This is a genomic window from Rhodococcus sp. NPDC019050, assembly GCF_055664235.1.
The window spans coordinates 20,650-47,001 of record NZ_JBVOON010000012.1; the positions used below are offsets into that span (position 1 = coordinate 20,650).

24 protein-coding genes, 1 tRNA gene and 1 other RNA gene are annotated in these 26,352 nt (G+C 66.9%); 9 read left to right on the forward strand and 17 right to left on the reverse strand.

The features are described from left to right. Positions 1–8: 8 nt before the first annotated feature. On the reverse strand, positions 9–890 hold the full coding sequence (locus AC0B44_RS13685) for a LysR family transcriptional regulator ArgP (RefSeq protein ID WP_471903402.1): 882 nt from the start codon (positions 888–890) through the stop codon (positions 9–11). 72 nt (positions 891–962) lie between these two features. On the opposite strand from AC0B44_RS13685, the gene AC0B44_RS13690 reads away from it, so the two are divergent. Then, the gene (locus tag AC0B44_RS13690; protein ID WP_471903403.1) at positions 963–1,568 is read left to right on the forward strand and encodes a LysE/ArgO family amino acid transporter; all 606 of its coding nucleotides are present in this window, start codon (positions 963–965) and stop codon (positions 1,566–1,568) included. A gap of 10 nt (positions 1,569–1,578) precedes the next feature. On the opposite strand, the gene AC0B44_RS13695 is transcribed toward AC0B44_RS13690, so the two are convergent. From AC0B44_RS13695 to AC0B44_RS13705, 3 genes are read right to left on the reverse strand one after another with little or no spacing between them, the layout of a single operon-like run. Further along, entirely contained in the window at positions 1,579–2,463 is an 885-nt protein-coding gene (locus tag AC0B44_RS13695; protein WP_471903404.1) for an aldo/keto reductase, read from the reverse strand. A 20-nt stretch (positions 2,464–2,483) separates the two neighbouring features. Continuing rightward, positions 2,484–3,401, reverse strand: coding sequence for a cation diffusion facilitator family transporter (locus AC0B44_RS13700; RefSeq protein WP_378528569.1), 918 nt, complete (start codon positions 3,399–3,401; stop codon positions 2,484–2,486). A 4-nt stretch (positions 3,402–3,405) separates the two neighbouring features. Then, on the reverse strand, positions 3,406–3,825 hold the full coding sequence (locus tag AC0B44_RS13705) for a pyridoxamine 5'-phosphate oxidase family protein (protein WP_378528568.1): 420 nt from the start codon (positions 3,823–3,825) through the stop codon (positions 3,406–3,408). Positions 3,826–3,956: 131 nt separating this feature from the next. Between AC0B44_RS13705 and AC0B44_RS13710 the strand changes: the two genes are divergently transcribed. Together AC0B44_RS13710 and tgt are read left to right on the forward strand one after the other, a co-directional pair. Next, positions 3,957–6,656 carry a cation-translocating P-type ATPase gene (locus AC0B44_RS13710; protein ID WP_471903405.1) on the forward strand — a complete coding sequence of 900 codons (2,700 nt, stop codon included), beginning with the start codon at positions 3,957–3,959 and terminating at the stop codon, positions 6,654–6,656. Between the two features lie 69 nt (positions 6,657–6,725). Next, positions 6,726–8,018, forward strand: a complete 1,293-nt coding sequence (tgt, locus tag AC0B44_RS13715; protein WP_378528566.1) for a tRNA guanosine(34) transglycosylase Tgt — start codon at positions 6,726–6,728, stop codon at positions 8,016–8,018. On the opposite strand, the gene AC0B44_RS13720 is transcribed toward tgt, so the two are convergent. From AC0B44_RS13720 to AC0B44_RS13745, 6 genes are all read right to left on the reverse strand, one after another. Continuing rightward, entirely contained in the window at positions 7,991–8,740 is a 750-nt protein-coding gene (locus AC0B44_RS13720) for a queuosine precursor transporter (protein WP_471903406.1), read from the reverse strand. The two genes, tgt and AC0B44_RS13720, sit on opposite strands and share 28 nt — an antisense overlap. A gap of 96 nt (positions 8,741–8,836) precedes the next feature. Further along, positions 8,837–9,724 (reverse strand): RDD family protein, encoded by an 888-nt coding sequence (locus AC0B44_RS13725; protein WP_471903407.1) that lies wholly within the window; start codon positions 9,722–9,724, stop codon positions 8,837–8,839. A gap of 105 nt (positions 9,725–9,829) precedes the next feature. Next, positions 9,830–10,474 carry a DUF2189 domain-containing protein gene (locus AC0B44_RS13730; RefSeq protein WP_471903408.1) on the reverse strand — a complete coding sequence of 215 codons (645 nt, stop codon included), beginning with the start codon at positions 10,472–10,474 and terminating at the stop codon, positions 9,830–9,832. A 394-nt stretch (positions 10,475–10,868) separates the two neighbouring features. Further along, positions 10,869–11,804 carry a tRNA glutamyl-Q(34) synthetase GluQRS gene (gene gluQRS / locus AC0B44_RS13735; protein WP_471903409.1) on the reverse strand — a complete coding sequence of 312 codons (936 nt, stop codon included), beginning with the start codon at positions 11,802–11,804 and terminating at the stop codon, positions 10,869–10,871. 23 nt (positions 11,805–11,827) lie between these two features. Next, positions 11,828–12,412, reverse strand: a complete 585-nt coding sequence (locus AC0B44_RS13740) for a TetR/AcrR family transcriptional regulator (protein ID WP_471903410.1) — start codon at positions 12,410–12,412, stop codon at positions 11,828–11,830. Positions 12,413–12,486: 74 nt separating this feature from the next. Continuing rightward, positions 12,487–13,152, reverse strand: coding sequence for a YoaK family protein (locus AC0B44_RS13745; RefSeq protein WP_471903411.1), 666 nt, complete (start codon positions 13,150–13,152; stop codon positions 12,487–12,489). A 109-nt stretch (positions 13,153–13,261) separates the two neighbouring features. Here AC0B44_RS13745 and AC0B44_RS13750 point away from each other — a divergent pair, with 109 nt between their 5' ends. Beyond that, positions 13,262–14,335: a GmrSD restriction endonuclease domain-containing protein gene (locus AC0B44_RS13750; protein ID WP_471903412.1), complete on the forward strand. Its 1,074-nt coding sequence runs from the start codon at positions 13,262–13,264 to the stop codon at positions 14,333–14,335. A 194-nt stretch (positions 14,336–14,529) separates the two neighbouring features. Here AC0B44_RS13750 and AC0B44_RS13755 read toward each other — a convergent pair. After that, positions 14,530–14,617, reverse strand: a tRNA-Ser gene (locus AC0B44_RS13755). A gap of 116 nt (positions 14,618–14,733) precedes the next feature. Here AC0B44_RS13755 and ffs point away from each other — a divergent pair. The 3 genes from ffs (at position 14,734) to AC0B44_RS13770 (ending at position 17,027) form a co-directional block, all read left to right on the forward strand. Continuing rightward, positions 14,734–14,828, forward strand: an RNA gene (ffs, locus tag AC0B44_RS13760) — signal recognition particle sRNA small type. 47 nt (positions 14,829–14,875) lie between these two features. Beyond that, positions 14,876–16,165 carry an aspartate aminotransferase type Ic gene (locus AC0B44_RS13765; protein WP_471903413.1) on the forward strand — a complete coding sequence of 430 codons (1,290 nt, stop codon included), beginning with the start codon at positions 14,876–14,878 and terminating at the stop codon, positions 16,163–16,165. Between the two features lie 277 nt (positions 16,166–16,442). Next, positions 16,443–17,027, forward strand: coding sequence for an HhH-GPD-type base excision DNA repair protein (locus tag AC0B44_RS13770; RefSeq protein WP_471903414.1), 585 nt, complete (start codon positions 16,443–16,445; stop codon positions 17,025–17,027). A gap of 16 nt (positions 17,028–17,043) precedes the next feature. Here AC0B44_RS13770 and AC0B44_RS13775 read toward each other — a convergent pair whose 3' ends face one another. Genes AC0B44_RS13775 through AC0B44_RS13785 form a run of 3 tightly spaced genes read right to left on the reverse strand, consistent with a single transcriptional unit; the run spans position 17,044 to position 19,983 of the window. Beyond that, on the reverse strand, positions 17,044–18,153 hold the full coding sequence (locus AC0B44_RS13775; RefSeq protein ID WP_471903415.1) for an LLM class flavin-dependent oxidoreductase: 1,110 nt from the start codon (positions 18,151–18,153) through the stop codon (positions 17,044–17,046). After that, positions 18,153–19,007 carry a hydroxyethylthiazole kinase gene (gene thiM / locus AC0B44_RS13780; protein ID WP_471903416.1) on the reverse strand — a complete coding sequence of 285 codons (855 nt, stop codon included), beginning with the start codon at positions 19,005–19,007 and terminating at the stop codon, positions 18,153–18,155. The genes AC0B44_RS13775 and thiM overlap by 1 nt, the downstream gene beginning before the upstream one ends. A 55-nt stretch (positions 19,008–19,062) precedes the next feature. Further along, positions 19,063–19,983 carry a sulfurtransferase gene (locus AC0B44_RS13785; RefSeq protein ID WP_471903417.1) on the reverse strand — a complete coding sequence of 307 codons (921 nt, stop codon included), beginning with the start codon at positions 19,981–19,983 and terminating at the stop codon, positions 19,063–19,065. Between the two features lie 118 nt (positions 19,984–20,101). Here AC0B44_RS13785 and AC0B44_RS13790 point away from each other — a divergent pair, with 118 nt between their 5' ends. Beyond that, the gene (locus tag AC0B44_RS13790; protein WP_471903418.1) at positions 20,102–20,791 is read left to right on the forward strand and encodes a GntR family transcriptional regulator; all 690 of its coding nucleotides are present in this window, start codon (positions 20,102–20,104) and stop codon (positions 20,789–20,791) included. A gap of 18 nt (positions 20,792–20,809) precedes the next feature. Here AC0B44_RS13790 and AC0B44_RS13795 read toward each other — a convergent pair whose 3' ends face one another. Next, the gene (locus AC0B44_RS13795; protein WP_471903419.1) at positions 20,810–21,448 is read right to left on the reverse strand and encodes a PadR family transcriptional regulator; all 639 of its coding nucleotides are present in this window, start codon (positions 21,446–21,448) and stop codon (positions 20,810–20,812) included. 179 nt (positions 21,449–21,627) lie between these two features. On the opposite strand from AC0B44_RS13795, the gene AC0B44_RS13800 reads away from it, so the two are divergent. After that, positions 21,628–23,871, forward strand: a complete 2,244-nt coding sequence (locus AC0B44_RS13800; RefSeq protein WP_471903420.1) for a DNA polymerase III subunit gamma and tau — start codon at positions 21,628–21,630, stop codon at positions 23,869–23,871. Between the two features lie 55 nt (positions 23,872–23,926). Here the strand turns inward: AC0B44_RS13800 and AC0B44_RS13805 are convergent, their stop codons facing one another. Together AC0B44_RS13805 and AC0B44_RS13810 are read right to left on the reverse strand one after the other, a co-directional pair. Then, a complete protein-coding gene (locus tag AC0B44_RS13805) occupies positions 23,927–24,562 on the reverse strand; it encodes a cysteine hydrolase family protein (RefSeq protein ID WP_471903421.1) in 636 nt (211 codons plus the stop codon). A 45-nt stretch (positions 24,563–24,607) separates the two neighbouring features. Continuing rightward, the gene (locus AC0B44_RS13810) at positions 24,608–26,152 is read right to left on the reverse strand and encodes a permease (protein WP_471903422.1); all 1,545 of its coding nucleotides are present in this window, start codon (positions 26,150–26,152) and stop codon (positions 24,608–24,610) included. Positions 26,153–26,352: the final 200 nt, after the last annotated feature.

The following is a 26,352-nucleotide window of genomic DNA, read 5'->3' on the forward strand; positions in this document are numbered from 1 at the left end:
GTGCGTCGTCACTGCAGCACTTCCCGGGCGGTGCGCCGCACCGCGGCGGTGAGCGAATCGAGAACCGGCGACTCGAGTTTCCAGCGTTGCCAGTACAGCGGCACATCGAACGGCCGGCCCGGGGCGAGGTAGACCATGCCGGTCGTATCGGTGAGCATCGGCTCGGGCAACATGCCCCAGCCGAGCCCCAGGCGAACCGCATCGACGAATTCCAGCGCACCCGGGATGTAGTGGCGGGGCGGTTCGAGCCGAGCGCGTGTCACTCGCCGCAGGGCGCGGTCCTGCATGTCGTCCTTGCGGTCGAAGCTGAGCATGGGTGCTTCGCGTAGTGCAGCGACCGTGATTCCCTCGGGAAACCAGTGCTCGGCGAAGTCGATACTCGCCATCGCGTAATAGCGCATGGCTCCGAGCTTTTCGGAGGTGCAGCCCTGTACCGGTTCGGGTACCGAGGTCACCGCAGCCATCGCGGTGCCGTCGCGCAGCAACTCGGTGGAGTGGAACTCGTCCTCCCGGTGCAACTCGAACAACGCGTGGTGACGCTCCGGCATGCGGGCGAGTGCGCGCAGCATCCACGTCGACATCGAGTCGGCGTTGACGACCAGGGACACGGGGACGTGGTTGTCGTCACCCGGTGAGAGTCCGAGTGCATCCTCGGTGTCGGCCTCGAGCCGCGAGACCTGACGTGCGAGCCGCATCACCGCCTCTCCCGCGGTGGTGGCGGTCACCGGACGGGTACGCCGCAGCAACACCTGTCCCACATGCTGTTCCAGTGCTTTGATCCGCTGGCTCACCGCAGAGGGTGTGATGCGCAGGACCGCGGCCGCACCGTCGAACGTGCCTTCGTCGAGTACAGCGGCGAACGTGCGCAGTTGGGCGAAGTCTGCCTCCATATTAAGCAAGTCTAATGGACATGAAGAAAAATCAACTGTTCTTCATTGCCTCGGATTCCTACCGTGGACGACATGCATCTCGTTGTCGCCGGCTTCGGCATGGGCATGTCCCTCATCGTCGCGATCGGTGCGCAGAACGCCTTCGTACTGCGCATGGCCATCGCGCGCCGACACGTGCTTCCTGTCATCGCCGTGTGTGCGATATCGGATGCGATTCTCATCACGGCCGGGATCGCCGGGATCTCCACTCTCCTGGACCGTGCTCCCGGGACGGTGACCGTGATCCGCTGGGCCGGAGCGGCATTCCTGATCGTCTACGGCCTGATGGCTGCGCGACGGGCACTGCACCCGTCGGCGCTTGCCGCGGCACCCGGCGGTGCCGTTACCATCGGCGCAGCGCTGGCCACCTGTCTCGCGCTGACCTGGCTCAATCCCCACACCTACCTCGATACGGTCCTCATGCTCGGTTCGGTGGCGAACCACTACGGCGACCCGGGCCGGTGGTTGTTCGGCGCCGGTGCGATCGTCGCCAGCGTCGTGTGGTTCGGCGCACTCGGTTACGGCGCCCGCCATCTGCAGCGCTGGTTCGCGAAACCGAATGCGTGGCGCATCCTCGACGGTGGTGTCGCGGTGCTCATGCTCGGGCTCGGTGCAGGTCTTGTGACAACAGCGGTCTAGCGGCCCGGGCTCAGGGTTCGGGAATGTCGAGTCCGAAGTTCTCGCGCGTGATGGCCTCGGGTTCGGGGCCGCCACGCACCCCGGTGTCGAGGGCGTCGATCGCCGCGAGTTCGTCCGCGGTGAGATCGAAGTCGAAGACATCGAAGTTCTCGGCTATCCGCGACGGCGTCACCGATTTGGGGATGACCTGGCGGCCTTGCTGGAGGTGCCACCGCAGCATGACCTGGGCCGGTGTCTTGCCGTGTGCCCGGCCGATCTCCCCGATGGCGGGATCGTCCAGAGTGGATCCGTGGGAACCGTTCCGGTAGAAGGTGATTCCGCCGATCGGCGACCATGCCTGTGAGACGATGCCGTTCTCGGCGTCGGCGTCGAGCACGGCGGTCTGCCGAAAGTAGGGATGTACTTCGACCTGGTTGATCGCCGGGACGATCGAGGTCGCCTCCATCAGGCGGGTGAGATGGTCCGGCATGAAGTTGCTGACTCCGATGGCACGCACCTTGCCGTCCGCAAGCAGTGTCTCGAGCGCTTTGTAGGCAGCGATGGTGAGGTCGAACTCGCCGGGTAGCGCCTGGTGCAGGATGAGCAGGTCGAGTTGCTCGACACCCAGTTTCGCGGCGCTCTTGTCGAACGCATGCAGGGTCGAGTCGTAGCCGTAGTCGGTGATCCAGACCTTGGTTTCGAGGAAGATGTCCGACCGGTCCACGGACGAGTGCGCCACTGCCCGGCCCACCTCGCGCTCGTTGAGATACGCGGCCGCGGTGTCGATGTGCCGGTAACCGGTGTCCAATGCCGTGGTCACCGCCGCGACGGTCTGATCGGGCGGGGTCTGGAAGACACCGAAGCCCAGCGCGGGGATGGTGACTCCGTTGTTCAAGGTGATCAGCGGTGTGGCCATCTCTCCACGCTAGGCGTCCTTCATCGCCTGCGGGGTTCGTCTGCCGAAACCACCACGCTCGGCCGTATCGGTTCGAGGTGCGTGAAGACCGTCGTTCCGGGCAGGGCGTCGCGGAGATCGGCTTCGAGTCGATCGAGGAGATCGTGGCCTGCCCGCACGGTCCAGTCGCCGGGCACCCGCACCGTCAGATACACGAAGCGCTGCCGGCCCGCCTCCCTGGTGCGCGGCGGGAGGATCACCACGGATCCGTCCTCCCGGTACCGGTCGAGGATCGCGTCCACCGCCGCGACATCGTCCTCCGGAAGCACGACGTCGAGCATCCCCATGACGGACTGTCTCACCAGCCCGTAGCCGATCCGCAGGATGTTGACGGCCACGAGGATCGCCACGATCGGATCGAGCACGTCCCACCCGGTCAGCACCACGAGGCCGACGCCGGCCAGGACTCCTACCGAGGTCCACACGTCGGTGAGCAGGTGGTTGCCGTCGGCGACCAGCGTGATCGAGCGGTGCCGCCTGCCCGCCCGGAGAAGCGCGAGTCCCACCGCGAGGTTGATCACCGAGGCACCCGTGGACAGCGCGAGCCCGATACCGGGCTGGTCCACGGCCTGCGGGTGCAGCAGCCGATCCACCGACGACCACAGGATCGCGGTGGCTGCCACGAAGATCATGGTGCCCTCGACGGCCGCCGACAGGTATTCGGCCTTGCCGTGCCCGAACTGGTGGTTGTAGTCGGCCGGTTTGGCAGCGACGCGCAGCGCGATCAGTCCCACCACCGCGGCGACGAGGTTGACCCCGGACTCGAGCGCGTCCGACAGCAGGCCCACCGATCCGGTCAGCACAGCGGCCAGCGCCTTCATGGCCATCGTGGCCAGCGCGGCGGCCACCGACAGCAGCATGAATCGCATCAACCGCCGGTTCTCGTCCGGGTGGGTCATGAGATCAATGCTCTACCAGCGAAAACCTTCGTCCGCTCGTCTCCGAGGTGATCAGCTCGACGTAGTTGAACTTCGAATCCGGCACCCAGGGGGACAGACCCAGCGCATCGACGGCCTGCACGTCGCTGAAGTGCTGAAGGATGTGGGCGCGTCCGTGCAGCACCACGCTCCACGCGTCGTTCGCCTCGATGTGATCGACCTGGAAGGCGACCTGGGGGTACACGGCCAGTTCTGCGAGTTTGCTGCCTTCTCCGCTGCGGAAGTACACCTTCCGGTCACGAACCGCGTAGTTGACCGGATATATCTCGGGGTAACCGTTCACCACGACGACGAGACGGCCCACCTTCTCGGATGCGAGCAGTTCCCAGCACTGCTCGTCGGTGAGGACGGTGGTGGGTTCGCCGGTATTCGGAATCTCGCTCACGGCACACTCCTCGAACTCGCTGCGTCTTTGTCCTAGCTCACCACGAACACTGCCCGGGTGCACTCGAACCCCATGACTGTCTCCTCACAGTACGGTGAGAATCGATCGATTTCCGACACCGAGGAGCCGTTATGCAGGTGGCAACCGCGCAGCCCTGGCACACCGCATCGGCGCCCGAGGTGGCCGGGGCGCTGAGCGTCGACACGCATCGCGGTCTCTCCACCGCCGATGTGCAGCAACGACTGGCGGAGCACGGACCCAACCTCATCGCCGAGGAAGCCGGAACACCCGCGTGGCGCAAGGTGCTCTCCCTGCTCGCCGACAAGATGACGTTGGTGCTGGTGGTCGCCGCAGTGGTGAGCGCGGTGGTTTCCCGTGAGTGGGAGACACCGGTCGTCATCTTCGCCGTGATCACGCTCAACACCGTCCTGAACTTCGTGCAGGAATCTCGCGCGGAGAACAGTCTGCAGGCTCTGAAGAAGATGTCCGTGTCCACCACGCGGGTGCGCCGCGACGGCCGCGAACAGTCGTTGCCCCGCGAGCAGTTGGTGCCGGGCGACATCGTGTTGCTCGAATCGGGTGACTCGGTACCCGCCGACGGCCGGCTCGTGCAGGCGGTGCGTCTGCAGGTGGCCGAGGCTGCACTCACCGGCGAGTCGCATCCCGTCGACAAGTCGATCGAACCCGTGGCCGAACCCGACGCGCCTCTCGGTGACCGCACCGACATGCTGTTCATGAATACCGAGGTGACGCGAGGACGCGCGGAAATGGTGGTGACCGCCACCGGGATGGCCACCGAAATGGGGGCGATCGCCACCCTGCTCGGCGGTGCGGGCGTCGAACAGACTCCGTTGCAACGCCGGATCGGCCAGCTCGCGCAGGTCCTCACGATCGTTGCGATCATCACCGTCGCGCTCGTGTTCGTCCTCGGATTGCTCCGCGGCCAGTCGTGGTCGGACCTGCTCGTCACCGCGGTGTCCCTCGCCGTTGCGACCATCCCCGAAGGACTCACCGCGGTCGTCGCGTTCACCCTCGCGATGGGAGCATCGCGTCTCGCCGCACGGGGCGCGATCGTCAAACAACTCGCCGCGGTGGAAACGCTCGGCAGCACGACACATATCGCCACCGACAAGACCGGCACCCTCACCCTCAACGAGATGACCGTGCAGCGGTTGCTGGTGCGGGGCCGCACGTTCCGCGTCACCGGATCCGGGTACGGAACCGACGGCAAGATCCTTGTCGGTGACGGACTTCCGACCCCCGACTTCACCGACGCACTGCTGGGCATGGGGCTGTGCAACGACGCCACGGTGCGTGACGGTGTGCTGGTCGGCGATCCCACCGAGGGCGCACTGGTCGTGCTCGCAGAGAAGGGCGGCATCGACGTCGACGGTGCGCGTACCGCACACCCCCGCCTCGCCGAGGTTCCGTTCGATTCCGCCTACAAGTTCATGGCGACTTTCCATGCTCTGCCGGAAGGACGGTTCCGCTGCTTCGCCAAAGGTGCGCCGGGTGCGCTGCTCGAACGTGCCGTCACCGTGGACGGCCCGGACGGGCCGGTTCCCCTCGACGACGAGAAGCGCCGGCAGATCCGGGAGGCCGTGAACGGACTCGCCTCCGACGGACTCCGGACGCTGATGATCGCGGGACGCGACCTCGAGGCTGTGCCACGCGGCGATTCGGACGCGCTGCAGAGCCTGGTCTCGGACCTCACCGTCTACGCGGTCGTGGGCATCGTGGACCCGCCGAGAACGGAAGCGAAGGCGGCGATCGAGGTCGCGCACGACGCCGGCATCGCGGTGCACATGATCACGGGCGACCATCTCGTCACGGCCTCCGCGATCGCCTCCCAGCTGGGCATCGAGGGCGTCGCCGCGTCGGGCTCGGACCTCGACGGTCTCGACGACGACGAATTGCGCACCCGGGCAGAAGGATTCGGCGTGCTCGCGCGGGTGGCACCCGAGCACAAGATCCGGTACGTCAAGGCTCTGCAAGCGGACGGGCAGATCGTCGCGATGACTGGCGACGGCGTCAACGACGCACCCGCACTCGAGCAGGCCGATATCGGCGTCGCGATGGGGATCACCGGGACCGACGTGTCCAAGGGCGCCGCGAACATGATCCTCACCGACGACAACTTCGCGACGATCGTCGCTGCCGTGGCCGAGGGCCGCGGCATCTACGACAACATCGTCAAGTTCGTGAAGTTCCAGTTGACCACCGCGTGGGGATTCGTGTTGATCTTCCTCGCCGCCGGCGCTTTCGGCCTCGCGGGCGGTGCTCCGTTCACGGCACTGCAGATCCTGTGGGTCAACATCATCATGGACGGGCCGCCCGCGCTCGCCCTCGGTGTGGACCGGACGGAACCGGACGCGATGAAGCGGCCCCCACGACCGGCGAAGGAAGCGCTGCTCACCCGGTCGCGGATCCAGCGCATCCTCGGCCTGGGCATCGTCATGGCCGTCGGCACCCTCCTGGTGCTGCGCTTCGGACCGGACCTGTTCCGGGACAGCGCCGACGACCCGTTGTTCGCCACCACCCTCGCGTTCACCACCTTCGTGTTCTTCCAGGTCTTCAACCTGTTCAACGTGCGCTCGAATCTCCGTTCGGTGTTCTCGCTGCAGACGCTGACCAACCACACCATCTGGATCGCGATCGTCGTCGTGATCGTGCTGCAGATCTGCGTGGTGCAGACGAGCTTCCTGCAGGGCCTCTTCGATACCACCGGCCTGACCGCTACCCAGTGGATGCTGGCGATCGGTGTCGGTTCGGTGGTGCTGTGGGTGGACGAAATCGGGAAGGCGATCGCCCGTGCCCGCCGCCGGGACTGAACGCCGGTTCGGAGTGCCGAGTACCGGGCGGTCGTCGGAGAGGTAGCGGTGACCTGCCACAATCGTCGGGTGAGTGTCCTTCGCAGTACCGATTCCGCGCTACCGGTTCCGCCCGACCCGTTCTTCACGGTCGGAGCCCGACTCGACAACGGATTGGGTCGCACCGGCACCATCCACACGCCGCACGGTGACATCCGTACACCTGCCTTCATCGGTGTCGGAACAAAGGCCACCGTCAAGGCGGTGCTGCCCGAGGCGATGAAGGATCTGGGTGCGCAGGCGCTGCTGGCGAACGCCTATCACCTCTACCTTCAGCCCGGATCCGACATCGTCGACGAGGCCGGCGGGCTCGGGAAGTTCATGAACTGGAACGGCCCGACGTTCACCGACAGCGGCGGCTTCCAGGTCATGTCGCTCGGGGTGGGCTTCAAGAAGGTCATCGCGATGGAATCGGTCGGTGTGCAGAACGACGACGTCATGGCGCACGGCAAGGAACGACTCGCACGCGTCGACGACGACGGTGTCACGTTCAAATCGCACCTCGACGGATCGATGCACCGGTTCACCCCCGAGGTGTCGATGCAGATCCAGCACCAACTCGGCGCCGACATCATGTTCGCGTTCGACGAGTTGACGACGCTGATGAACACGCGGGGATACCAGGAACGGTCCATCGAGCGCACCCAGGCGTGGGCGGTCCGGTGCATCGCCGAACACGAGAAGCTCACCGCAGAGCGCGCGCACCGTCCCTACCAGGCACTGTTCGGGGTCGTCCAGGGTGCGCAGTACGAGGACCTTCGCAGGGAGGCGTGCCGGGGCCTCGAATCGATCGTGGGCGAGTCGGGCCGCGGCTTCGACGGGTACGGCATCGGTGGTGCGCTCGAGAAGCACAATCTCGGCACCATCGTGCGCTGGTGCTGCGAGGAACTGCCCGACAGCAAACCGCGGCACATGCTCGGCATCAGCGAACCCGACGACGTGTTCGTGGCCATCGAGCACGGGGCCGACACGTTCGACTGCGTCAACCCGTCACGGGTGGCACGCAACGCGGCGATCTATCACCCCGACGGCCGCTTCAACATCAACACGAGCCGGTTCCGTCGCGACTTCACACCCATCGACGAGAACTGTGACTGCTACACCTGCGCGAACTACACCCGGGCGTACATCCATCACCTGTTCAAGGCGAAGGAGATGCTCGCGTCCACGTTGTGCACGATCCACAACGAACGATTCACGGTGCGCCTCGTCGACGAGATCCGTCTGAGCATCGAGGGCGGGTACTTCGACGAGCACAAGGCCGAAACCCTGGGCCGGTTCTACGCGAAGAAGCGTCAGGCGGCATCCGAGACCGGAGCGTAGGTCGGCTCGTGCTTCTTCACGTACGCGATCACGCGGTAGGTGACGGGTAGGAGCACGACCTCGATCAGCGTCTTCCACACGAAGCCGACGACCACGAAGTTCGCGAAGTCGTCCCAGGTGGAGATGCCGATCGCACCGGCAGCGATGGAGCAGAAGACGAGGGTGTCGGCGAACTCGCCGACCACCGTCGACCCGATCAGGCGTGCCCACAGGTGCTTCTCCTGCGTGCGTTCCTTGATCCGCACCAGCACGTACGAGTTGAGCAACTGCCCCACGAGATAGCCGGCCAGGCCCGCGAGCAGCATGCGGGGCACCACGCCGAGGACCGCTTCGAACGACTCCTGGTTCGGATAGAACTCGGCCGCGGGCAACGACTGCGCGACCCAGAAGGCCAGCGCCGAGAGAGCCACCGCACCGAATCCGTACAGGACTGCGCGGCGGGTCGCGGCAAATCCGTACACCTCGCTCAGCACGTCCCCGAGGATGTATGCAAGCGGGAACAGGAAGAACCCGCCGTCGGTGATGATCGGCAGGATTTGCAGTGGGCCGAGCGAGAACTCCATGTCGCCGAAGAAGGCGATTCCCTTCGTGGCGCAGATGTTGGAGATCATCAGCACGGCGGTGAACAGGACGACGATCCCCGGGTAGGAACTACGCCCGACGCGGGCGAATGCCGCTTGGGGCGAGGCGGAGGAGGGGGAGTTCGTCTCGTGCTGTGTCACCCGGCCATCCAAGCATCACGCGACGTTGATCGCGAAGTCGCGCGACGACAGCGGGCCCCGTCCTGGAGGACGGGGCCCGCTTCGCAGAGTGCGGGGTCAGGACTTGACGACCCGCGTGCCACCGGCGAACTTGTCGTGGAAGCCCTGCTTGCCACTGTCCTTCTCGATGGTCACGGCGATGCCGATCCACGCGGCGAAGGAAGCCAGGCTGACGAGCCAGCCGAGGAACGGGATACCGCTGAGGATCTGCAGCGCGACAAAGGCGTTGCGCTTCGCAGCCTCTTCGCGGGTCGGGAGTCCACCGTTCGGTCCGACGACCGAGAGACCGAGCAATTTCTTGCCGATCGTGGCGCCCTTGGTCGACTCGAAGTGGGTCCAGTACGCGAACGCCGCGACGCCGGAGAGCACCGTCATCACGAACGCCATGAACCCGCTGTCGCTCCCGAACACGACGATGCTGGTGAGAATCGCCATAGGGATGCCGACGATCAGCGAATCGAGGATGCGGGCACCGAGACGGGGCAGCAGTTCACCAGGCCGTGTGACGCCGAAATTGGCGCCGGGCGCGGGCGGGAATCCGGGTACGCCGCCGTACTGCGTGGCACCGTACTGCTCGTTCTGCGGCCCGCCGTACTGGGGCGCTCCGTACTGCGGAGCACCGTACTGGGGTCCCCCGTACTGCGGTCCGCCCTGCTGGGGTCCCCCGTACTGCGGTCCGCCCTGCTGGGGCGCTCCGTACTGAGTGGCACCCGCCCCGTGCTGAGGTGCCCCGTACTGGGGAGCACCGTACTGGGGTGCCCCGTACTGCCCGCCCTGGGACGGGTCGTTGGGGTTGTACCCGGACTGCATCGGGTTCTGGAACTGCTGGGTGTAATCGGCGGGCTGGCCGCCGCCGTACGGCTGATCACCCTGCGCCGGAGCGCCCGGGTAGCCGCCGTGCTTGTGCGGGTCCTGCGGAGGGGGTGGGTATCCACCGGTGGTCATCTGACTCCTTGTCGATCGGCAGTGCAACGCGCCACGGTACAAGGTAACCGTGGCGCATCGACAGTCGATGTGTAGCGATGTGTAACGGACAATCGGGAAGTGGGATCAGGCGACGACCGGACCCCCTGTGGTGAGCCGGTAGGCGTAGGTCGAGGCGATGATCGTGACCGGAATGCTCACGAGCAGCCCGAGGCCGCAGAGCAGCGCGCCGACGATGTTGATACCGATCAGTGCCAACGCGAGGAGGAACAGCGTGCCCGCGTTCGACTTGATCGCGTTGAAACTCGACTTGATCGCCGTGATCGCATCCTGGTTCCGGTCGATGACGAAGGGCATCGCCCACCACGCGAAGAACGCGAACACCAAGCCGGGCACGATGCACAGTACGAGACCCACCGAGGTGCCGATCCCGACCAGCAGACCGGTCAGGATGACCGCGCCGATCGGACCCACCTGCAGGAACGTCCCGAACGCGGGCTTCCGGCCGTCGACTTCGCTGAGCGCTCCGCGCACGAATGCGGCCTCGATGAGGTATCCGACGACCGCGCTGACCACCGTTCCGATCAGGTTCGCGGCGGAGAACGTCGTCGTGAACGAGATGTTGTCGGTGTCCTGCGTGTAGTCGAAACCGTTGAAAATGCCGTTGATCAGAGCCTGGATGAGGAAGGCGATGACGACCATCGCGATCCAGACGCCGGGGTTTCCGCTGAACTTGCGCCAGCCGTACGAGATCGCGTCGCCCACACTCAACCGGGGCGTTCCGTAGGCTCCGAAGTCCCCGGATCCGTAACCGCCGGGGGGTGGTGGGTAATTGCCGCCGGGCGGAGGCGGGTAGTTACCCGGAGGGGGATAGCTGCCGGGCGGGGGATAATTGCCGCTGTCCGGTGGTGGGGGAAAGCTGCCGCCCCCGGATGGCGGGGGATAGTTGCCCCCGCTAGGAGGCGGAGGGTATCCGCCGGGAGGCGGGTAGCTCCCGCCCTGTGACGGATAAGGATCACCGCCCGGATTCTGCGGGTCCTTGTTCGGGTCGTAACCACCGGTAGTCATCGGTGCCCTCTCCGCAGGAATCGGTGAACGTCTGCTCCACCGCAGAGTACGTGCCCGTCAGTCGAAACGCACCACTTCGGTTTTCGTCCCACCGGGCTCACACATCACGATCGGGATGGAAGACCCACGGCTCGCGCGGCATTCGTGCCGGGTCCCACCGGTCGAGCAACAGCGGCAGCGACACGGGTTCACCGGGGTCGGCCAGACGCAGCGACACGGCGATCGTCCCGAGGACATCGGCCGCGGTACGCCCCGCTGCCCGCTGGTCGGAGAGTGTGACGGCACCGTCGCGCTTGGCGAGCCGTTTGCCCTCCTCGTTCAGAGCGAGCGGCACGTGGGCGTACTCCGGCACCGTCAGTCCGAGCACCGTGGCCAGATACGCCTGCCGCGGAGCCGAGGTGAGCAGATCGTCGCCGCGCACCACCTGGTCGATCCCCTGAGCGGCGTCGTCTACGACGACAGCCAGGTTGTAGGCGGGCGTCCCGTCGTTGCGGCGGAGGACGAAATCGTCGACGACGCCGGTGAAATCGCCGTGAAGTACGTCGTGGACGGTGAACCATTGTGCGGTGGAACGCAACCGGATCGCCGGGGGGCGGTCGGCCGTTCGTTTCGCGTCCCGCTGTTCGGGAGTGAGGTCACGGCAGGTGCCGGGATACGCGCCCGCCGGAGCATGGGGAGCCGACGTGGCCTGCTGGATTTCTCGTCTCGTGCAGTAACACTCGTATGTCAGACCGGCGTCGGTGAGACGTCCGATTGCGTCCTCGTACAAGCGGATTCGGCGAGATTGGTGCGCGACCTCCTCGTCCCAATCGAGCCCGAGTGCCGCGAGATCGGCGAGTTGCCGTTGTTCGGCGCCGGGCCGGACCCGGTCGAGATCCTCCACGCGCAACAGAAATCGCCGCCCTGTCGAGCGTGCGAACAACCACGCCAGCACGGCGGTCCGCAGATTGCCGAGGTGCAGGTCGCCGGAGGGACTGGGTGCGAATCTGCCGGCGCCTGCCGCGGGATCCGGTTCGTCGTCGGGATATGGCATCGGTCGACTCAGCCTGGCCGGGCTCAGCAGGCGTCCGCGCCGTGCAGGGCGAGCTGGATCTGCGTGTGCAGGGCGTGCGTCAGGTATTCGCGAGGATAGAGGTCCGGACTCGACGCGGCGTCGAGCGCGAGTCCGTGCACCGCGGCGAGGAGAAGGGTTGCGCGCGTCTCCGGGTCGGGGGTGCCCAGCCGAATCAATACGGTTGCGATGCCGGTACGAACGGTGAACAGCGTCGAACTGCGGATCACGCTGAGCGACGGCGAGGTGACAGCCCGTACGGCGAACGCGGCCATCACGTGGACCTCGCTGCCGCGTTGCTCGTCGAGCGGCAGCAACTGGCTGAGTGCGGAAAACAGGGTGCGCGCCGGATCGATGTCCGGATCGACGTTCGCGAGCCGGGTCAGCACCCGGTCGGACAGGGCCCGAAACGAGTACGCGAGCATCTCGTCCTTGGTGGGGAAATGGTGCTGTACCGCGCCGATCGACACGCCGGCTTCGTTGGCGACTTCGCGCACGCTGGCCGCCTCGAGCCCGCTGCGGGCGGCGACTTCGAGGAGCGCCGCGGCGAGCCTGGTGGGGCTGGTGGTGGCATAGGGGCGGGCGCGCATGGATGCACCGTAGCGGAGCCGACCACCGTACGAGCGTATGGGGAGGACGCTCCGCGCCGGTCCCGATCCCGCTGTCACGCCGTCTTCTGCACTTCCGGTGACCGAAGGAACCGGACCGCCACGACGAGTGCGGCCGCGACCCCGGTAGCGATCCAGAGGGCGTGCAGGCCGAGCAGATGATGTGCGAAGGCTCCGAGCAACCCTCCCGCTACCAGGCCTCCCCAACGACCGACGTAGGGCAGCCAGGCCCAGCGGGGGCCCCCGAAGAACGCGGACGCTATCTCGTGCCCGATCTTCACGAGCGCACCGGTCATGTAGGTGAGCGCCACGGCTGTCTCGCCCTTGCGCTGGAACACGGAATTCTCGACGCCCATCGCCAGCGTCATCGCCGTCACACTCACCTGCGTCCACCCCGGCGCCACGGCCAGCGACCCGATCGCGAGCAGCACCGTGACCGCAACGAGAACCGCGGTTTTCCGGGTTCTGCGGTCGCGGCCGGTGAGTTCCGCGATCACCCCACCCAGAATCACCCCGATCACGAAGACAACGACGATGCCCCCGATCAGAGATGCCGTGCGCCAGGAGGCGTCGGCGGTTTCGACCGCGAATCGTGTGGAGTTGCCGCTCATGAACGACACGAACACTCCGCCGAGGGTGATGAACCCGAGAGCGTCGACGAATCCCGCGAGTGCCGACAGTGCCACCGTCAGCGCCTGCAACTCCTTGTTGTTTTCGGGCACGGGGCAATAGTAGGGACGGAATCCGGTGCGGATACGCGGTTGTAACGGCTCACCGTGTGACGGGCGATGAGCAGGCGACACCGGCCCCACCTTTCTCAGGAGTTTCCGCATGGCTTCACGCCACACCTCGCGCCTTCGCGCGTTCGCCGCGGCGACTGCCGCAGCATTCGTTCTGGTGGGGTGCGGTGCCGTGGACGAGGACACCGCCTCGGCCGTCCCCGCGGGTGCGACGACCGACGCGGCCACGGGGGAACGGTCCACCCCGGCGCCGAGCGCCACGCCCGCACCGGACGCAGCGCCGGCGGTGGCCGAGGACGCCTCGCCGGTGTCCGGAGATGCCTCGTCGATGTCGGCGGCGCTTTCGCGACTGACGACGCTGCCGATCAAGGGACGCGCACCGAAGACCGGGTACGACCGCGACCTCTTCGGACAGGCGTGGAGCGACGACGTGTCCGTCGAGTTCGGGCACAACGGTTGCGACACCCGCAACGACATCCTGCGACGCGACCTCGTCGACATCGTCTACAAGCCGGGCACCCGCGACTGCGTGGTCGCCTCCGGCACGCTGCACGATGCCTACACCGGGGCCACGATCGCGTTCACTCGCGGCCAGGACACTTCCACCGCGGTGCAGATCGACCATGTCGTCGCGCTCTCGGACGCCTGGCAGAAGGGCGCGCAGCAACTGGATCCGGAGACCCGCGCGAACTTCGCGAACGATCCACGGAATCTGCAGGCGGTCGACGGCCCCACCAACCAGCGCAAGAGCGACGGTGACGCTGCGACCTGGCTGCCGCCGCATCGCCCGTACCGCTGCACGTATGTCGCACGCCAGGTCCAGGTCAAAGCCGAGTACAGGCTGTGGGTGACGCAGGCCGAGCACGATGCGATGGCCAGAATCCTCACCGAATGTGGTGGAACGGCAACAGGTCTCGCGTCGGGTTCTGCCGGGACCGACACCGCGACACCGGCGCCGACCACGGTCGCTCCGCAGCCGCAGCCGCAGCCTCTCGCACCGGCACCGGCACCGGCACCGGCTCCCGCTCCCGCTCCCGCTCCCGCGAGCGTCTACTACAAGAACTGCTCGGCTGCCCGGGCCGCAGGAGCGGCGCCGCTCTATGCCGGTGAGCCGGGATACCGGACCGAGATGGACCGCGACCTGGACGGCGTCGCCTGCGAGTGAGGTCTGCGAATCCGGTTGTCGCGCGGTCGGTCGAGACGTGCGCGACAACCGGTTTTCGCGATGGTGAGTTCGACCGTGTCATGCGTGGGGGCTCGGCGTAGGTATCCGTCGGACCCGCCGACCCGTGTAGCCGCGGGTTCCGCCCGAATGCAGAGAACCCCCGCGGGGCGCTTGCGCGTCCCACGGGGGTTCCGTGGCGGAGGATAGGGGATTTGAACCCCTGAGGGCGTTAACCCAACCCGCGTTCCAGGCGAGCGCCATAGGCCACTAGGCGAATCCTCCGTGGGGAAGCATAGCGAATGTCCGGCCATAGTTACCAAACGGGCAGGTCGAGCCGCGGACTTCAGCCCCTGGGAGGGGGGTGGTGCGCGGCCTGCCGTACGTCCTCTATAGTTGCCGATGGATCCCGCGCGGCGCGCATCCTGTGAACTCCCCCAGGGCCGGAAGGCAGCAAGGGTCAACGGGCTCTGCCGGGTGCGCGGGGTCCTCTTAATCTCCGCCGATGCCCGTGTCACCGTGCACGGTGAAAGGTCCCTCCGCATGCCTAGGCAAACCCAGTTCGGGTTGATGAGCCATGAGGAACTCGTCGCAGAGCACGAGCGCCAGTCCTCGAATTACGAGCGCTTGAAGACCGAGAAGCTGACGCTGGACCTGACGCGCGGCAAGCCGTCGCCCGAACAGCTGGACCTCTCTGCGGAGTTGCTGTCGCTGCCCGGGCAGGACGACTACCGCGATGCGAACGGCACGGACACCCGTAACTACGGCGGCCTCACCGGCCTGCCCGAGCTGCGCGCGATCTTCGCCGAACTGCTCAACATCCCCGCCGAGAACCTCGTCGCGGGCAACAACGCGAGCCTCGAAATCATGCACGACCTGGTCGTGTGGTCGTTGCTGCACGGCACGGTCGGCTCACCCCGCCCCTGGTCGCAGGAGCCCACCGTCAAGTTCCTGTGCCCGGCACCGGGCTACGACCGGCACTTCGCGATTGCGGAGTCGCTCGGCATCGAGATGATCCCGATTCCGCTGCGCGACGACGGACCCGACGTGCGCCTGATCGCCGATCTCGTTGCGAACGATCCGCAGATCAAGGGCATGTGGACGGTGCCCACGTATTCGAACCCGACCGGTGTCGTGTACAGCGAGGACGTTGCACGCGAACTCGTGTCGATGCCGGCCGCAGCCCCGGACTTCCGGATCTTCTGGGACAACGCGTACGCGGTGCATCCGCTCACCGAGGACCTGGCTCCGGCAATCGACATCCTGGGTCTCGCCGCGCAGGCGGGCCATCCCAATCGCGTATTCGCCCTGGCGTCGACGTCGAAGATCACTTTCGCCGGTTCCGGTGTGAGTTTCTTCGGAAGCTCCACGGAGAATCTTGCGTGGTACCAGAAGCACCTCGGCATCAAGACCATCGGTCCCGACAAGGTGAACCAGCTCAGGCACCTGCGCTTCTTCGGCGACGCCGACGGTGTGCGTGCCCACATGGCCAAGCATCGCGAGATTCTCGCTCCGAAGTTCGCGCTCGTCCGCCGGATTCTCGAAGATCGGCTGGGGGAGTCGAAGGCCGCGTCCTGGACCGACCCCAAGGGTGGCTACTTCATCAGTCTCGATGTCGTCGAGGGCACCGCCAAGCGCGTCATCTCGCTCGCGAAGGACGCGGGAATCGCGCTTACCGGCGCAGGCTCCGCGTTCCCTTACAAGAACGACCCGCGGGACGAGAACATCCGCCTGGCGCCGAGCTTCCCATCGCTCGGCGAACTCGAGAAGGCGATGGACGGCGTCGCGACCTGCGTGCTGCTCGCGGCGACCGAGAAATACCTCGAGGCGTAGCCCGAGACCGTCCGAACAGACCCGGGCAGTCCCCGCGAAACAGTCGTCCACGCTTGTTCCCAAGCTGTGGACAAACCTGTGGAGATCCGGTGGACCGAGCGGGGACAACTGTGAACGCAACCGTGTGACCAGCTGAAATCGCGCATGATCCGGTTTTCCACACCCTGTCGGCAATGTCCGGTTACGCGCGCGCCTCGACCCGTGGCGCTCCGAGAGCGACGCCGATTCTGTGGGCGGGCTGTGGCGTCCGGTGTGCGGGCCGGTGCATGATCGACCCATGGAATCGACGCTGAATCTCGTGGGGGACCCGGACGCCGACGCTCTGCTCTCGCAGAATCCGGCCGCGTTGCTCATCGGGATGCTGCTCGATCAGCAGGTCCCGATGGAAACCGCCTTTGCGGGGCCGAAGAAGATCGCCGATCGGCTCGGCCGACTCGATGTTCGCGAGATCGCCGAGATGAACCCCGACGAGTTCGTCGCCGTGTGCGCGCAACCCCCGGCGGTCCACCGGTTCCCGAAGTCGATGGGCGAACGCATCCACTCGCTGTGCGGGTACCTCGTGGAGCACTACGACGGTGACGCCACAGAGATCTGGACGTCCGGAGACCCGGACGGCAAGGAAGTGCTCAAACGGCTGAAGGCGCTGCCGGGATACGGCGACCAGAAGGCGCGCATCTTCCTCGCGCTGCTCGGCAAGCAGGTCGGTGTGGAGCCGAAGGGCTGGAGAGAGGCCGCAGGTGCCTACGGCGACAAGAATTCGCGACGGTCCATCGCGGACGTCGTCGACCAGCAGACGCTGCTCGAGGTACGTGAGTTCAAGAAGGCGGCCAAGGCTGCCGCGAAGGCGGCCAAGGAATCCTAGGCCGCCTCCGCCGGGATCACAGTTCGCGGAACCGCGGGATGAGATGCTCCGCGACGTTCTTCGCCTCGTCGATCAGCGGCCATCCGGCGAGGATGAGCGTCGTCAGACCCGTCGTGTCGCGCAGTGTGCGGACGTGACCGGTGATCTCGTCCGGTTCGCCGACGTAGTACACCGCCGATGATCCGGTCGCGAAGATGTCCAGCGGCGACCACGCCGTGATTCCTGCGTACAGGCCGTCCCCGAGGTAGAGGTCCTCGGGTTCGGGCAGCTTTCCGGCGTTGATCGTGTCGACCCAGCCCTGTCGTTGCGCGTCGCGAGCCGTGAAGGTTTCCAGGGTCTGCCGACCGCCCGTCCGCCGGCGTACCGCGTTGTCGAGAACCTCGCGGATCCGGTCGATCCCGGTCTTTTCGAACAACGAGCGGAAGCGGTCGATCGCCTCGGTGCGGTTGGGGCGCACGATGACTCCGGACAGTCCGCCGAAGTCGGTGAACTCGCGTCCCTCGGCAGCCGCGGATTCGCGTGCAGCGGTGAATTTGTCCTGCACGAAAGCGTTTTCGCGGAGCATGACCAGGTAGGCGTCGAGAACCTTGCCGGCGTTCTGCAATCCCGCGGGGGAATCGCCCGTGCCCCACAGCGGCACGGCATGGTCCCCGCCGGGAGGATCGATGCGCAACGGGGTGTTGGGGAAGTTCGACTCCGTGCCCTCGGCATAGATGCGGCGGAACTCGTCCCAGTACTGTTCGCCGAGTTCGTAACGCCGGTCGTGCTCGACGTTCATGTCGTACTTGGTGAGGATGTTCTCCCGGCCGTTGACGGAGTTGATCATCAATCGGCCACCGCTGAATGCATCGAAGGTGAGCGCCTTCTCGGCGAGCAGACGTGCGGGTGTCATGTTGGCATAGATCGCGACGAGGAACTTCATCCTGCTGGTGTGCGCGGCAGCCCACGTCGCCGAGATGAACGGGTCGTTCGGCCAGGTCGCCACGAGCGCACCGTCGAAGCCGCCCTCGTCGATGGTCTTGGCCAGTTCGATCTGGCGCTGCCCGTCGACCGGGTACAGCCCGTTGGGGCTCCAGGGGTAGTCGCCGTCTGCCTGGGTGAGGTACCAGAAGGTCTTGATGCCCATCAGTGTGCGTCCTTCGTCGGGAGATCGAGAGTCTCGATGCGAGCGCGGGTGCGCAGCGTCGCCGCGTCGACGGTGAACAGTGCGTCGAGGTAGGCCACGGCGAACGAACCGGGACCGGTGGAGTTCTCTTCCGCGATTTCGGCTGCGACCGCGACGTGGGCATGTGCGGCCGCGAGGCCGATCAGCGGAGTCGGGGCAACCGCCAGGTATGCGGCGACGAGGCCTCCCAGCGAGCATCCGGTGGAGGTCACGCGGGGGAGCATCGCGCTGCCTCCGGCGATGCGCAGTCCGGTGACGTGCCCGGCGGCGTCCCGGCCGACCAGGTAGTCGACCGGCCCCGATGCCGACACCACGTCCGCGTGCTCGAGCAGTGCCAGCGCGGCGGGAACCGCGGCGGCGGCTTCGTCGGCACTGTCCACTCCGCGGGTGTCGCCGCCGAGTCCGGCGAGCGCGATGATCTCGGATGCGTTGCCGCGGACGGCGGTAGGCCGGAATCCGAGCAGATCGGCGGCCAGACCGGTGCGCCAGGACAGACCACCGACACCGACGGGGTCGAGAACCCAGGGGGTGCCCGCTTCGTGCGCTGCTTCGGCGGCGCGGGTGAACGCCACGGCGGTCCCGTCGTCGGGGGTGCCGAGGTTGATCAGAACTCCGCCGGCGATGCGGGCGAATTCTCCTGCCTCGTGCGCGTTGTCGATGTGCGCGTTACTGGCTCCGGCGGCGAGCAGCACGTTGGTGAGGAAGTTCGCGGAGACGATGTTGGTGAGCGACTGCACCAACGGAACCCGGGCGCGGAGCGCATCGAGGGCCGAGGCCAGGTCGTCGACGGTGGGAGTGTTCGTCGTAGAAGACACAGAAGATCCTGTCGCAGAGGGGATTCGGGACGGAGTCAGGACGGGGGACATCGCATCATGCGTCGCCCTCCCCTTCCGTGCCGATCGATTCACCGTCGGCCCTTTCGCAAACCATCGGCAGGGCGGGATCCGCCGACCACTCCTCGAGCGATCCGTCGTAGACCGCGAGGTCGTCGTGCCCTGCCCGAACGAGCGCGAGGGCGACGAGGCATGCGGAGACGCCGCCACCGCAATAGAGGATCAGGGGCCGCGATGCCGCGCCGAGGGTCGCATCGGCGAGGTCGGCCACGTCCGGGGCAGACCGCACGAGTCCACCGTCGAGCAGGCTTTTGGCGGGGAGGTTCAGGCTCCCCGGAATGTGTCCCCGGCGCGAGTAGCGGGTGGTGGCGACGCCGGTGAAGTGCTCGTGGTCGAGTGCGCACACCAGGGTGCCGGGGGCGTCGCCTGCCAGGACTGCGAGAACGTCGTCCCGGTCCCGCCACAAGCCGAGATCGGTCAGGCCGGTCCGCGGCGAGGTGACGGGTCGGGCGGGCGCGTCGCCGGTGTCGACGGGCAGACCGAGCGCCGTCCAGTGTGCGAGACCTCCGTCGAGCACCCGCGCCCGGATGCCGACGTTGCGCAGCATCCACCAGAGGCGGGAAGCCCAGGTTGTTCCGCCTTCGTCGTAGACGACGATGTCCGCGTCGGGAGCGACTCCGAGGTCGGCCAGCACTCGGGCGAGCCTGTCCGCGGTCGGGCGGGAGAAGTGCAGGGCGGGATCACCCGCACTCAGATCGCCGAGCAGATCGGCGTGCAACGAACCGGGCAGGTGGGCGTCGCGCCAGGCTGCGTACCCGGGTTCGGGGCGGTAGTCCCCGTCGAATCGGGGCTTGGGGAAGGACACGGTGGCGTCGAGGATCGTGTACGAGCGAGGATCGCGCGCGAGCGTCTCGGCGTCGATGAGCACTTCTTCGGCTCGTGACGCGTGGTCGTGCACCGTGCATCCTTTCGTCGATCTCTGCTGTGTTCGGGACGACGATATCGTATACGCAAGTATTCGTGTGTCGCCGGTGGCATAATCGGCGGACACACCGGATCAGGACACGGGGGCGTACATGACCGAGCAGGACACCGCGGCAGACCTGGGGAACTCACTCCTCGTGGAGCCGCCGACCGGGCGCGACGACCAGACGTCCAAGCAGTACCTCCGTCTGCGCTCGGACATCCTCGCCGGCAAGTTCCCCCAGGGAGCCGCGCTGCACGAGACGCAGCTCAGCGAGACCTACGGAGCGTCCCGGACGCCGATCCGGGAGGCGCTGAACTGGCTCGCCCACGACGGGCTGCTCGAGCGTGCAAATCGCGGTTTCCGCGTGCGCTCGGGGACGGCCGAGGACGTGATCGAAATCTATGCTGCGCGGGTGGCGCTGGAATCGGAGGCTGCCGGGGCCGCTGCGATCCGGCACACCGACCTGGATCTGGCGAGGCTCGAGCGGCTTCACGATTCCTGTTGCGGTGCGACGGGTGAGGCTGCGGTGCGGACCGGGAACTTCCGGTTCCACGAAGCTCTGTGGCAGGCGGCGCACAACTCGACGATCACGTCGCTACTGGTGCGGTTGACCACTCAGCTGCGGATCTACGATTCCGGCCCGCCGTCGAACTACGGCGAGCCCGACGTGCTCAACGACGAGCACGAGCAGATTCTCGACGCGCTCCGGGCACGGGACGAGACCGCGGCCCGCGAGCACATGCGCGCACACCTCGAGCGCAGCCGTGAGCAGCGCATCCGGTTGTTCGCGGGGAGCTAGCTACGGGCCGCGGCCCGGTCATTCATCCTCGGTCGACGCGTTCGCGCCGTCGTCCGCGAGAATTCGGTACAGTGCCTTCTTCGCGTCGGTGAGCACCTTGTGTGCCGCGGTGACATCGGCGTCGGTACCGCTCACGGCAACCGACCTCGCGGCGTGCTGCAGCCCGTGGAGGGCGGCCCGCAGATCGGGTGTCTCGGCTTCGCGGGTGTGCCCCTCGAACGGATCGATCGGTGTGTTCTCCGGGTCGTCGAGATGGGCGCGCCCCTCGTCGGTCAAGGAGACGAGCTTGCGTCCGCCGTCCTTGTAGACCGCGACGAGCCCTTCGTCCTCGAGTTGCGCGATGGTCGGGTAGATCGCTCCCGGGCTGGGACGCCACGCGCCACCGGTGCGGTCGGCGATCGCCTGCATGAGTTGGTATCCGTGCATCGGTTCGTCGGCGAGCAGCATCAGGACGGCCGCGCGTACGTCGCCGCGCTGTGCGCGACCGCGCCGTCCGCCGTGGATCGGGTGTCCGCGATGCGGGCGGCCGTGAGGTCCTTCTCCTCGATGGTGCGGTCCACCGCGTCGTGGGCCGTCCGGTTCGAACGGGCCGCCCGGGAAGAGATCGGAATCGATGGAGTTGCGGCGTCGGCCGCGGGGGTTTCCATGAGTGCGCATGATGCGTTCTCCTTCGTTGTAGTGACACGATCAAGATAGAACGCGATATATCGTTAGTCAAGGTTTTCGATATGAAGTCGAGCACCCGCCGTCCTGTGCCACGTCCGAGACCAGGGAAAGTGCTGCCCTCGCCCGGACCGACCTGCTCGAGTGTCGGCCCACGCCGGTACTCTCGGCGCGTGGCCCTGTACCGGAAATATCGACCCGCGACCTTTGCCGAGGTGGTGGGGCAGGAGCACGTCACCGTCCCGCTGAGCACCGCCCTCGATTCCGGGCGCATCAACCACGCCTACCTGTTCTCGGGCCCTCGCGGTTGCGGCAAGACGTCGTCTGCTCGCATCCTCGCCCGATCGCTCAACTGCGCGGAAGGTCCGACCTCCACGCCGTGCGGAAAGTGCCCGTCGTGCATCGCGCTCGGGCCTGGCGGCGGCGGGAACCTCGACGTCACCGAACTCGACGCCGCGAGTCACGGCGGCGTGGACGACACACGCGAACTCCGCGACCGCGCGTTCTACGCCCCGGCCGAGTCCCGGTATCGCATCTTCATCATCGACGAGGCCCACATGGTCAGCACGCAGGGCTTCAACGCCCTGCTCAAGATCGTCGAGGAACCGCCCGAGCACCTCATCTTCGTGTTCGCGACCACCGAACCCGAGAAGGTGCTGCCGACCATCCGGTCGCGTACCCACCACTACCCGTTCCGGTTGCTCGCCCCGACCGCCATGCGCGGTCTGCTCGAGGAGATCTGCACGCGCGAGAACGTGCCGGTCGCCGACGCGGTCTATCCGCTGGTGATTCGCGCCGGGGGTGGCTCTCCCCGCGACTCGCTGTCGGTGATGGACCAGTTGCTGGCCGGCGCCGGTCCCGAAGGCGTTACCTACGAGCGCGCCCTGGCGCTTCTCGGGGTCACCGACGTCGCCCTCATCGACGAGGCGGTCGACGCGCTCGCCGCTGCCGACGGCGCGGCGCTGTTCGGCACCGTCGAGAAGATCATGGACGCCGGTCACGACCCGCGGCGGTTCGCAGTGGATCTACTCGAACGGTTCCGCGACCTGATCCTCATGCGTACCGTCCCCGACGCTCCCGAGCGCGGCCTGATCGACGTCCCAGGCGACGTCCTCGAGCGGATGCGCGACGAGGCGTCGCGGATCGGCCCGGCCACGCTCACCCGCTACGCCGAGATCGTCCACGCCGGGCTGGGGGAGATGCGAGGCGCCACCGCGCCGCGACTGCTCCTTGAGGTCATGTGCGCCCGCATGTTGCTCCCCGCCGCCTCCGATACGGATTCGGCTCTGTTGCAACGGCTCGAGCGGCTCGAACAGGGCATGGTGACGGCACGTCCGGCCGCCGCACCCGCCGCTGTCCCGGCACGCGAGACGGCGGCAGAGGTCGCCGCCCCGCCACAGCCGGCCGGAGCGCCCGACGGAGCCGCGACACGGTTCCAGCGTCCGTCTCAGCGACAGGCCCCGCCCGCTCCGCAAGCCGGCACCACGGCTCCGCCCGCGCCCGCTGCGCCCGTTCCTGCAGCAACTCCCGCGCCTCAGCAGCAGCCGACGCCGGAACCGCAGTCGCAGTCCGTACCGGAACAGCCGGCGCCGTCCGCGACGCCGCCGCGAGAAGACATGGACGGGAGCGGACAGGCTGAAGGTCCGTCCACCCCGGACGTTTCCGGTGCACCTGCCGAGGCTGTCCCGCCACCCGCGCGAACCCCGGAACCGGTTGCCGCGCAGGCCGTATCGCCGCAGGCGCCGGAGACCCCCGACGCCGCGCCGGCCGGACCCGACGCCGCCGCGATCCGCGCGGTGTGGTCCGAGGTGCGGGCGAAGGTGCGCGACCGCAGCCGCACCGTCGAGGTGATGCTGTCCGGCGCGACCGTGCGCGAGGTCGACGGTCGTCGCGTCGTGCTCGTCCACGACTCTGCGCCACTGGTCAAGAGACTGGCCGAAGCCCGCAACGCGACCGTGATCGCCTCGGCGCTCGGCGACGTGTTCGGCGGCACGTTCGATGTGACGTGCGTGCACGGGTCCGCTCCGGCCGTACCCGTCAAGGCGGCCCCCGCACAAGCGCCCTCGCGGCAGACCGGCCAGCCCCGGTTCTCCCGTCCGAGTCAAGCGAAGCAGGCTCCGGCGCCCTCGCCGGCGTCGACCGCGCCGTCGGGCACTCCGCAGAATGCCCCCGCGACCCGTCCCGACGACGACATTCCGCCGCCCGAGGCCCCCGATCTGCCCGACGACCTCGGACCCGAGCCCGGCTATGTGCCGCTCGCGCGCCCGGATCCGTCGGCGGTGACGCCCGAGGACGTCGAGCAGATGTTCGCCGAAGCGGCCACGCCCGGCGATCCGTCGGCCCGGCGCGACCCCGAAGAGGTCGCGATCGAATTGCTCGAGGACGTCCTCGGCGCGAAGAGGCTCGACGAGAAGTAGCCGCGGGATCGAGACGGCCGGCAGGAAGGGCGTGTGATTCCCGCCCAACGGCGGGTCACGATGCCGGAGCTGTGTTCCAGAACGCCTGAAGCTTCTCTGCGGTCACCACGGTGCCGAAGTTCTGTGCGACAACGGCCACGGATGCGTCGTGTGCCGCTCGGCTGTATGTCGCGGCGCAGTCGTCGACGAGGGAGACCCAGTACTCGTGGAACAGCGCGTTGCGGAGGCTCGACTCGACGCAGACCTCGGTGGCAACGCCGGTGAACAGTAGCGAATCGATTCCGAGGGAGCGCAACGTGAGGTCGAGGTTGGTGCCTACGAACGCGCTGAACCGATTCTTCGTGATCACCACGTCCCCTTTCCGAGGAGCGACGCCGTAGAAGTCCGCTCCTGGCGTGCCTGTCCGGCAGGTGATTCCGGTGCGGGCCGCATCGGGTCCGTCGCCGAGACGTCCGAGCCACTGGCGGGTATCGGTTGTCTCGTCGTGCTCGGTGCGGACAAAGATCACCCGCACTCCCGCTGTCCGGGCGGCCGCGATCAGGTCGTCCAGGCGTGGTGCCATCGCAACTGCGGCGGTGACGTCGAAACCCTTGCGGGCCAAAGATCCATCCGGGGAACAGAAGTCGTTCTGCATGTCTATGACGATCAGAGCGCACCGCGCAGGATCGTAGCGAAACGGTACCGAGTCCATAAGCTTCCTCTTTCGTCTCTCGTCTGTGGGGCGGGAAAACTTCGATCAGAAGATGAAGATCGCGACCGTCGTAGCGAGGAGCAGTCCGGCCATGACGGGCACAACGAGGTGGCGCACCAGTTCCGTCACCGGTATCCGGCAGAATCCCGCGACGACCACCAGCGACGACCAGATCACCAGGGTGCCACCGCCTGTCCACGTGGCCCCGTTCTGTGCGATCGCTGCCAAAGTCGCAGTGTCCATTCCCGATTGCGGAGCCAGAGCCGCGGCCAATCCACCTGTCAGCGGGAGGCCGGCCCATCCTGACCCGTCGAGACCGATCGCCATGCCGATGAAGAGCATGCTGAACGCCACGAATGCACCGTTGTCGGGAATGTACGGCTGCACCATTTCGACGGTGTCGAAGAGGAATGCGGGAGGCGTGACGTCTTCGCCGAGACCGAGCACGGCGCCCGAGTAGTCGGGAATGCCGATGTACACGAAACCCGCGATCGGGAGAATGATCCCCATGGCCTTGAACGCGTAGGACAGGCCGTCGATGAAATGCGTGGCGCAGAATTCGAGAGCATCGGCCCGGCGCGAGGTGACCGTAACCAGCGCCATGAGCACGAGTGCCGCGCCGCCGACGAGAGATGCACCCGCGCCGTCCTCCCAGGGCACGAGATCGGTGAAACGCCCGACCAGCATGTAGACCAGGACCGCTGCGAACGCCGCCGGTACGCCGATAGCCCACGCGCGGGTGAGTTGCGGCCGATCGGTAATCCTCACGTCGTCGTCCTCGACGCCCGGAAGTTCCACCTCCAGAACTCCTGCGGAAGTTGCAGATCCTGCCGGACCGGACGCGTCGGTGACGCCCCTTTCGGGGCCGACACCCGAATGCACTTCGGCGAGTGCAGTTCCGGAGCCGTCGATGGTGTCGTCCGTTTCGGCGTCCGGTTGGATGTCGGAATCTGCGGACGCTCGCATCCGGGGACGGACACTGAGTACGTAGGCGAGTACCGCGGCGGTGATCCCTACGATCAGGGAGATCACCAGTGCGCGGTCGGCGATGTCGTCCGCCGGAACGCCCGCACCGCTCGCGGAAATCGACGGTGCCAGACCGATCACGTAGTCGGACGCGATGGACATTCCCTGTCCGGAGATCGCGAGGGCAACCGCCGCGCCGAGCGGTGGCAGGCCGACCTTGAGCGCTGCAGGGAGGAGAACCGCACCGATCAGGGCGAGTGCCGGAGTGGGCCAGAAGAACAGGGAGAGAAGATACGTGAAGCCGAACAGGACGAGGTATGCGACGCGGCCGTTCACCATCCACCTGCTGACCGGACGCACCATCAGATCGTCCGAGCCGATGGCGCGCATCGCTGCGAGCAACGAGGTCACCGCGGCGATGACGATGAAGATCTCGAACAGGGCGGTACCGGACGTGATGGTCGCCCGGAACACCGACATGATCGCGTTCGGGACGCTGCCACTGAATGCGAAGGCCGTAGCGAACGTCGCGACGATCGCAGGGATCATGACGTTCTTGCGTAATGCCATCGCCGCGATCAACGACGCGAGGCCCAGCAGAAACACGAGGTGTGCAGCGGTCACGTACGGCTCCTTCTATCGAACTCGCACAGCGAGTGAGGAAATGGAGGCCGGGCCGTGCAACGACGTTCCCGTCGATCATGTGTCGCCCGGTGTCGCACGATATTGATCGCCGGAAAACCCCTCGTCAACGGCGAAAGGGGCTATGAGGAGGCCGGTTTGATGTGCACCTTGTTCGAAGTGTGACGCTCGTGTTGCACGCG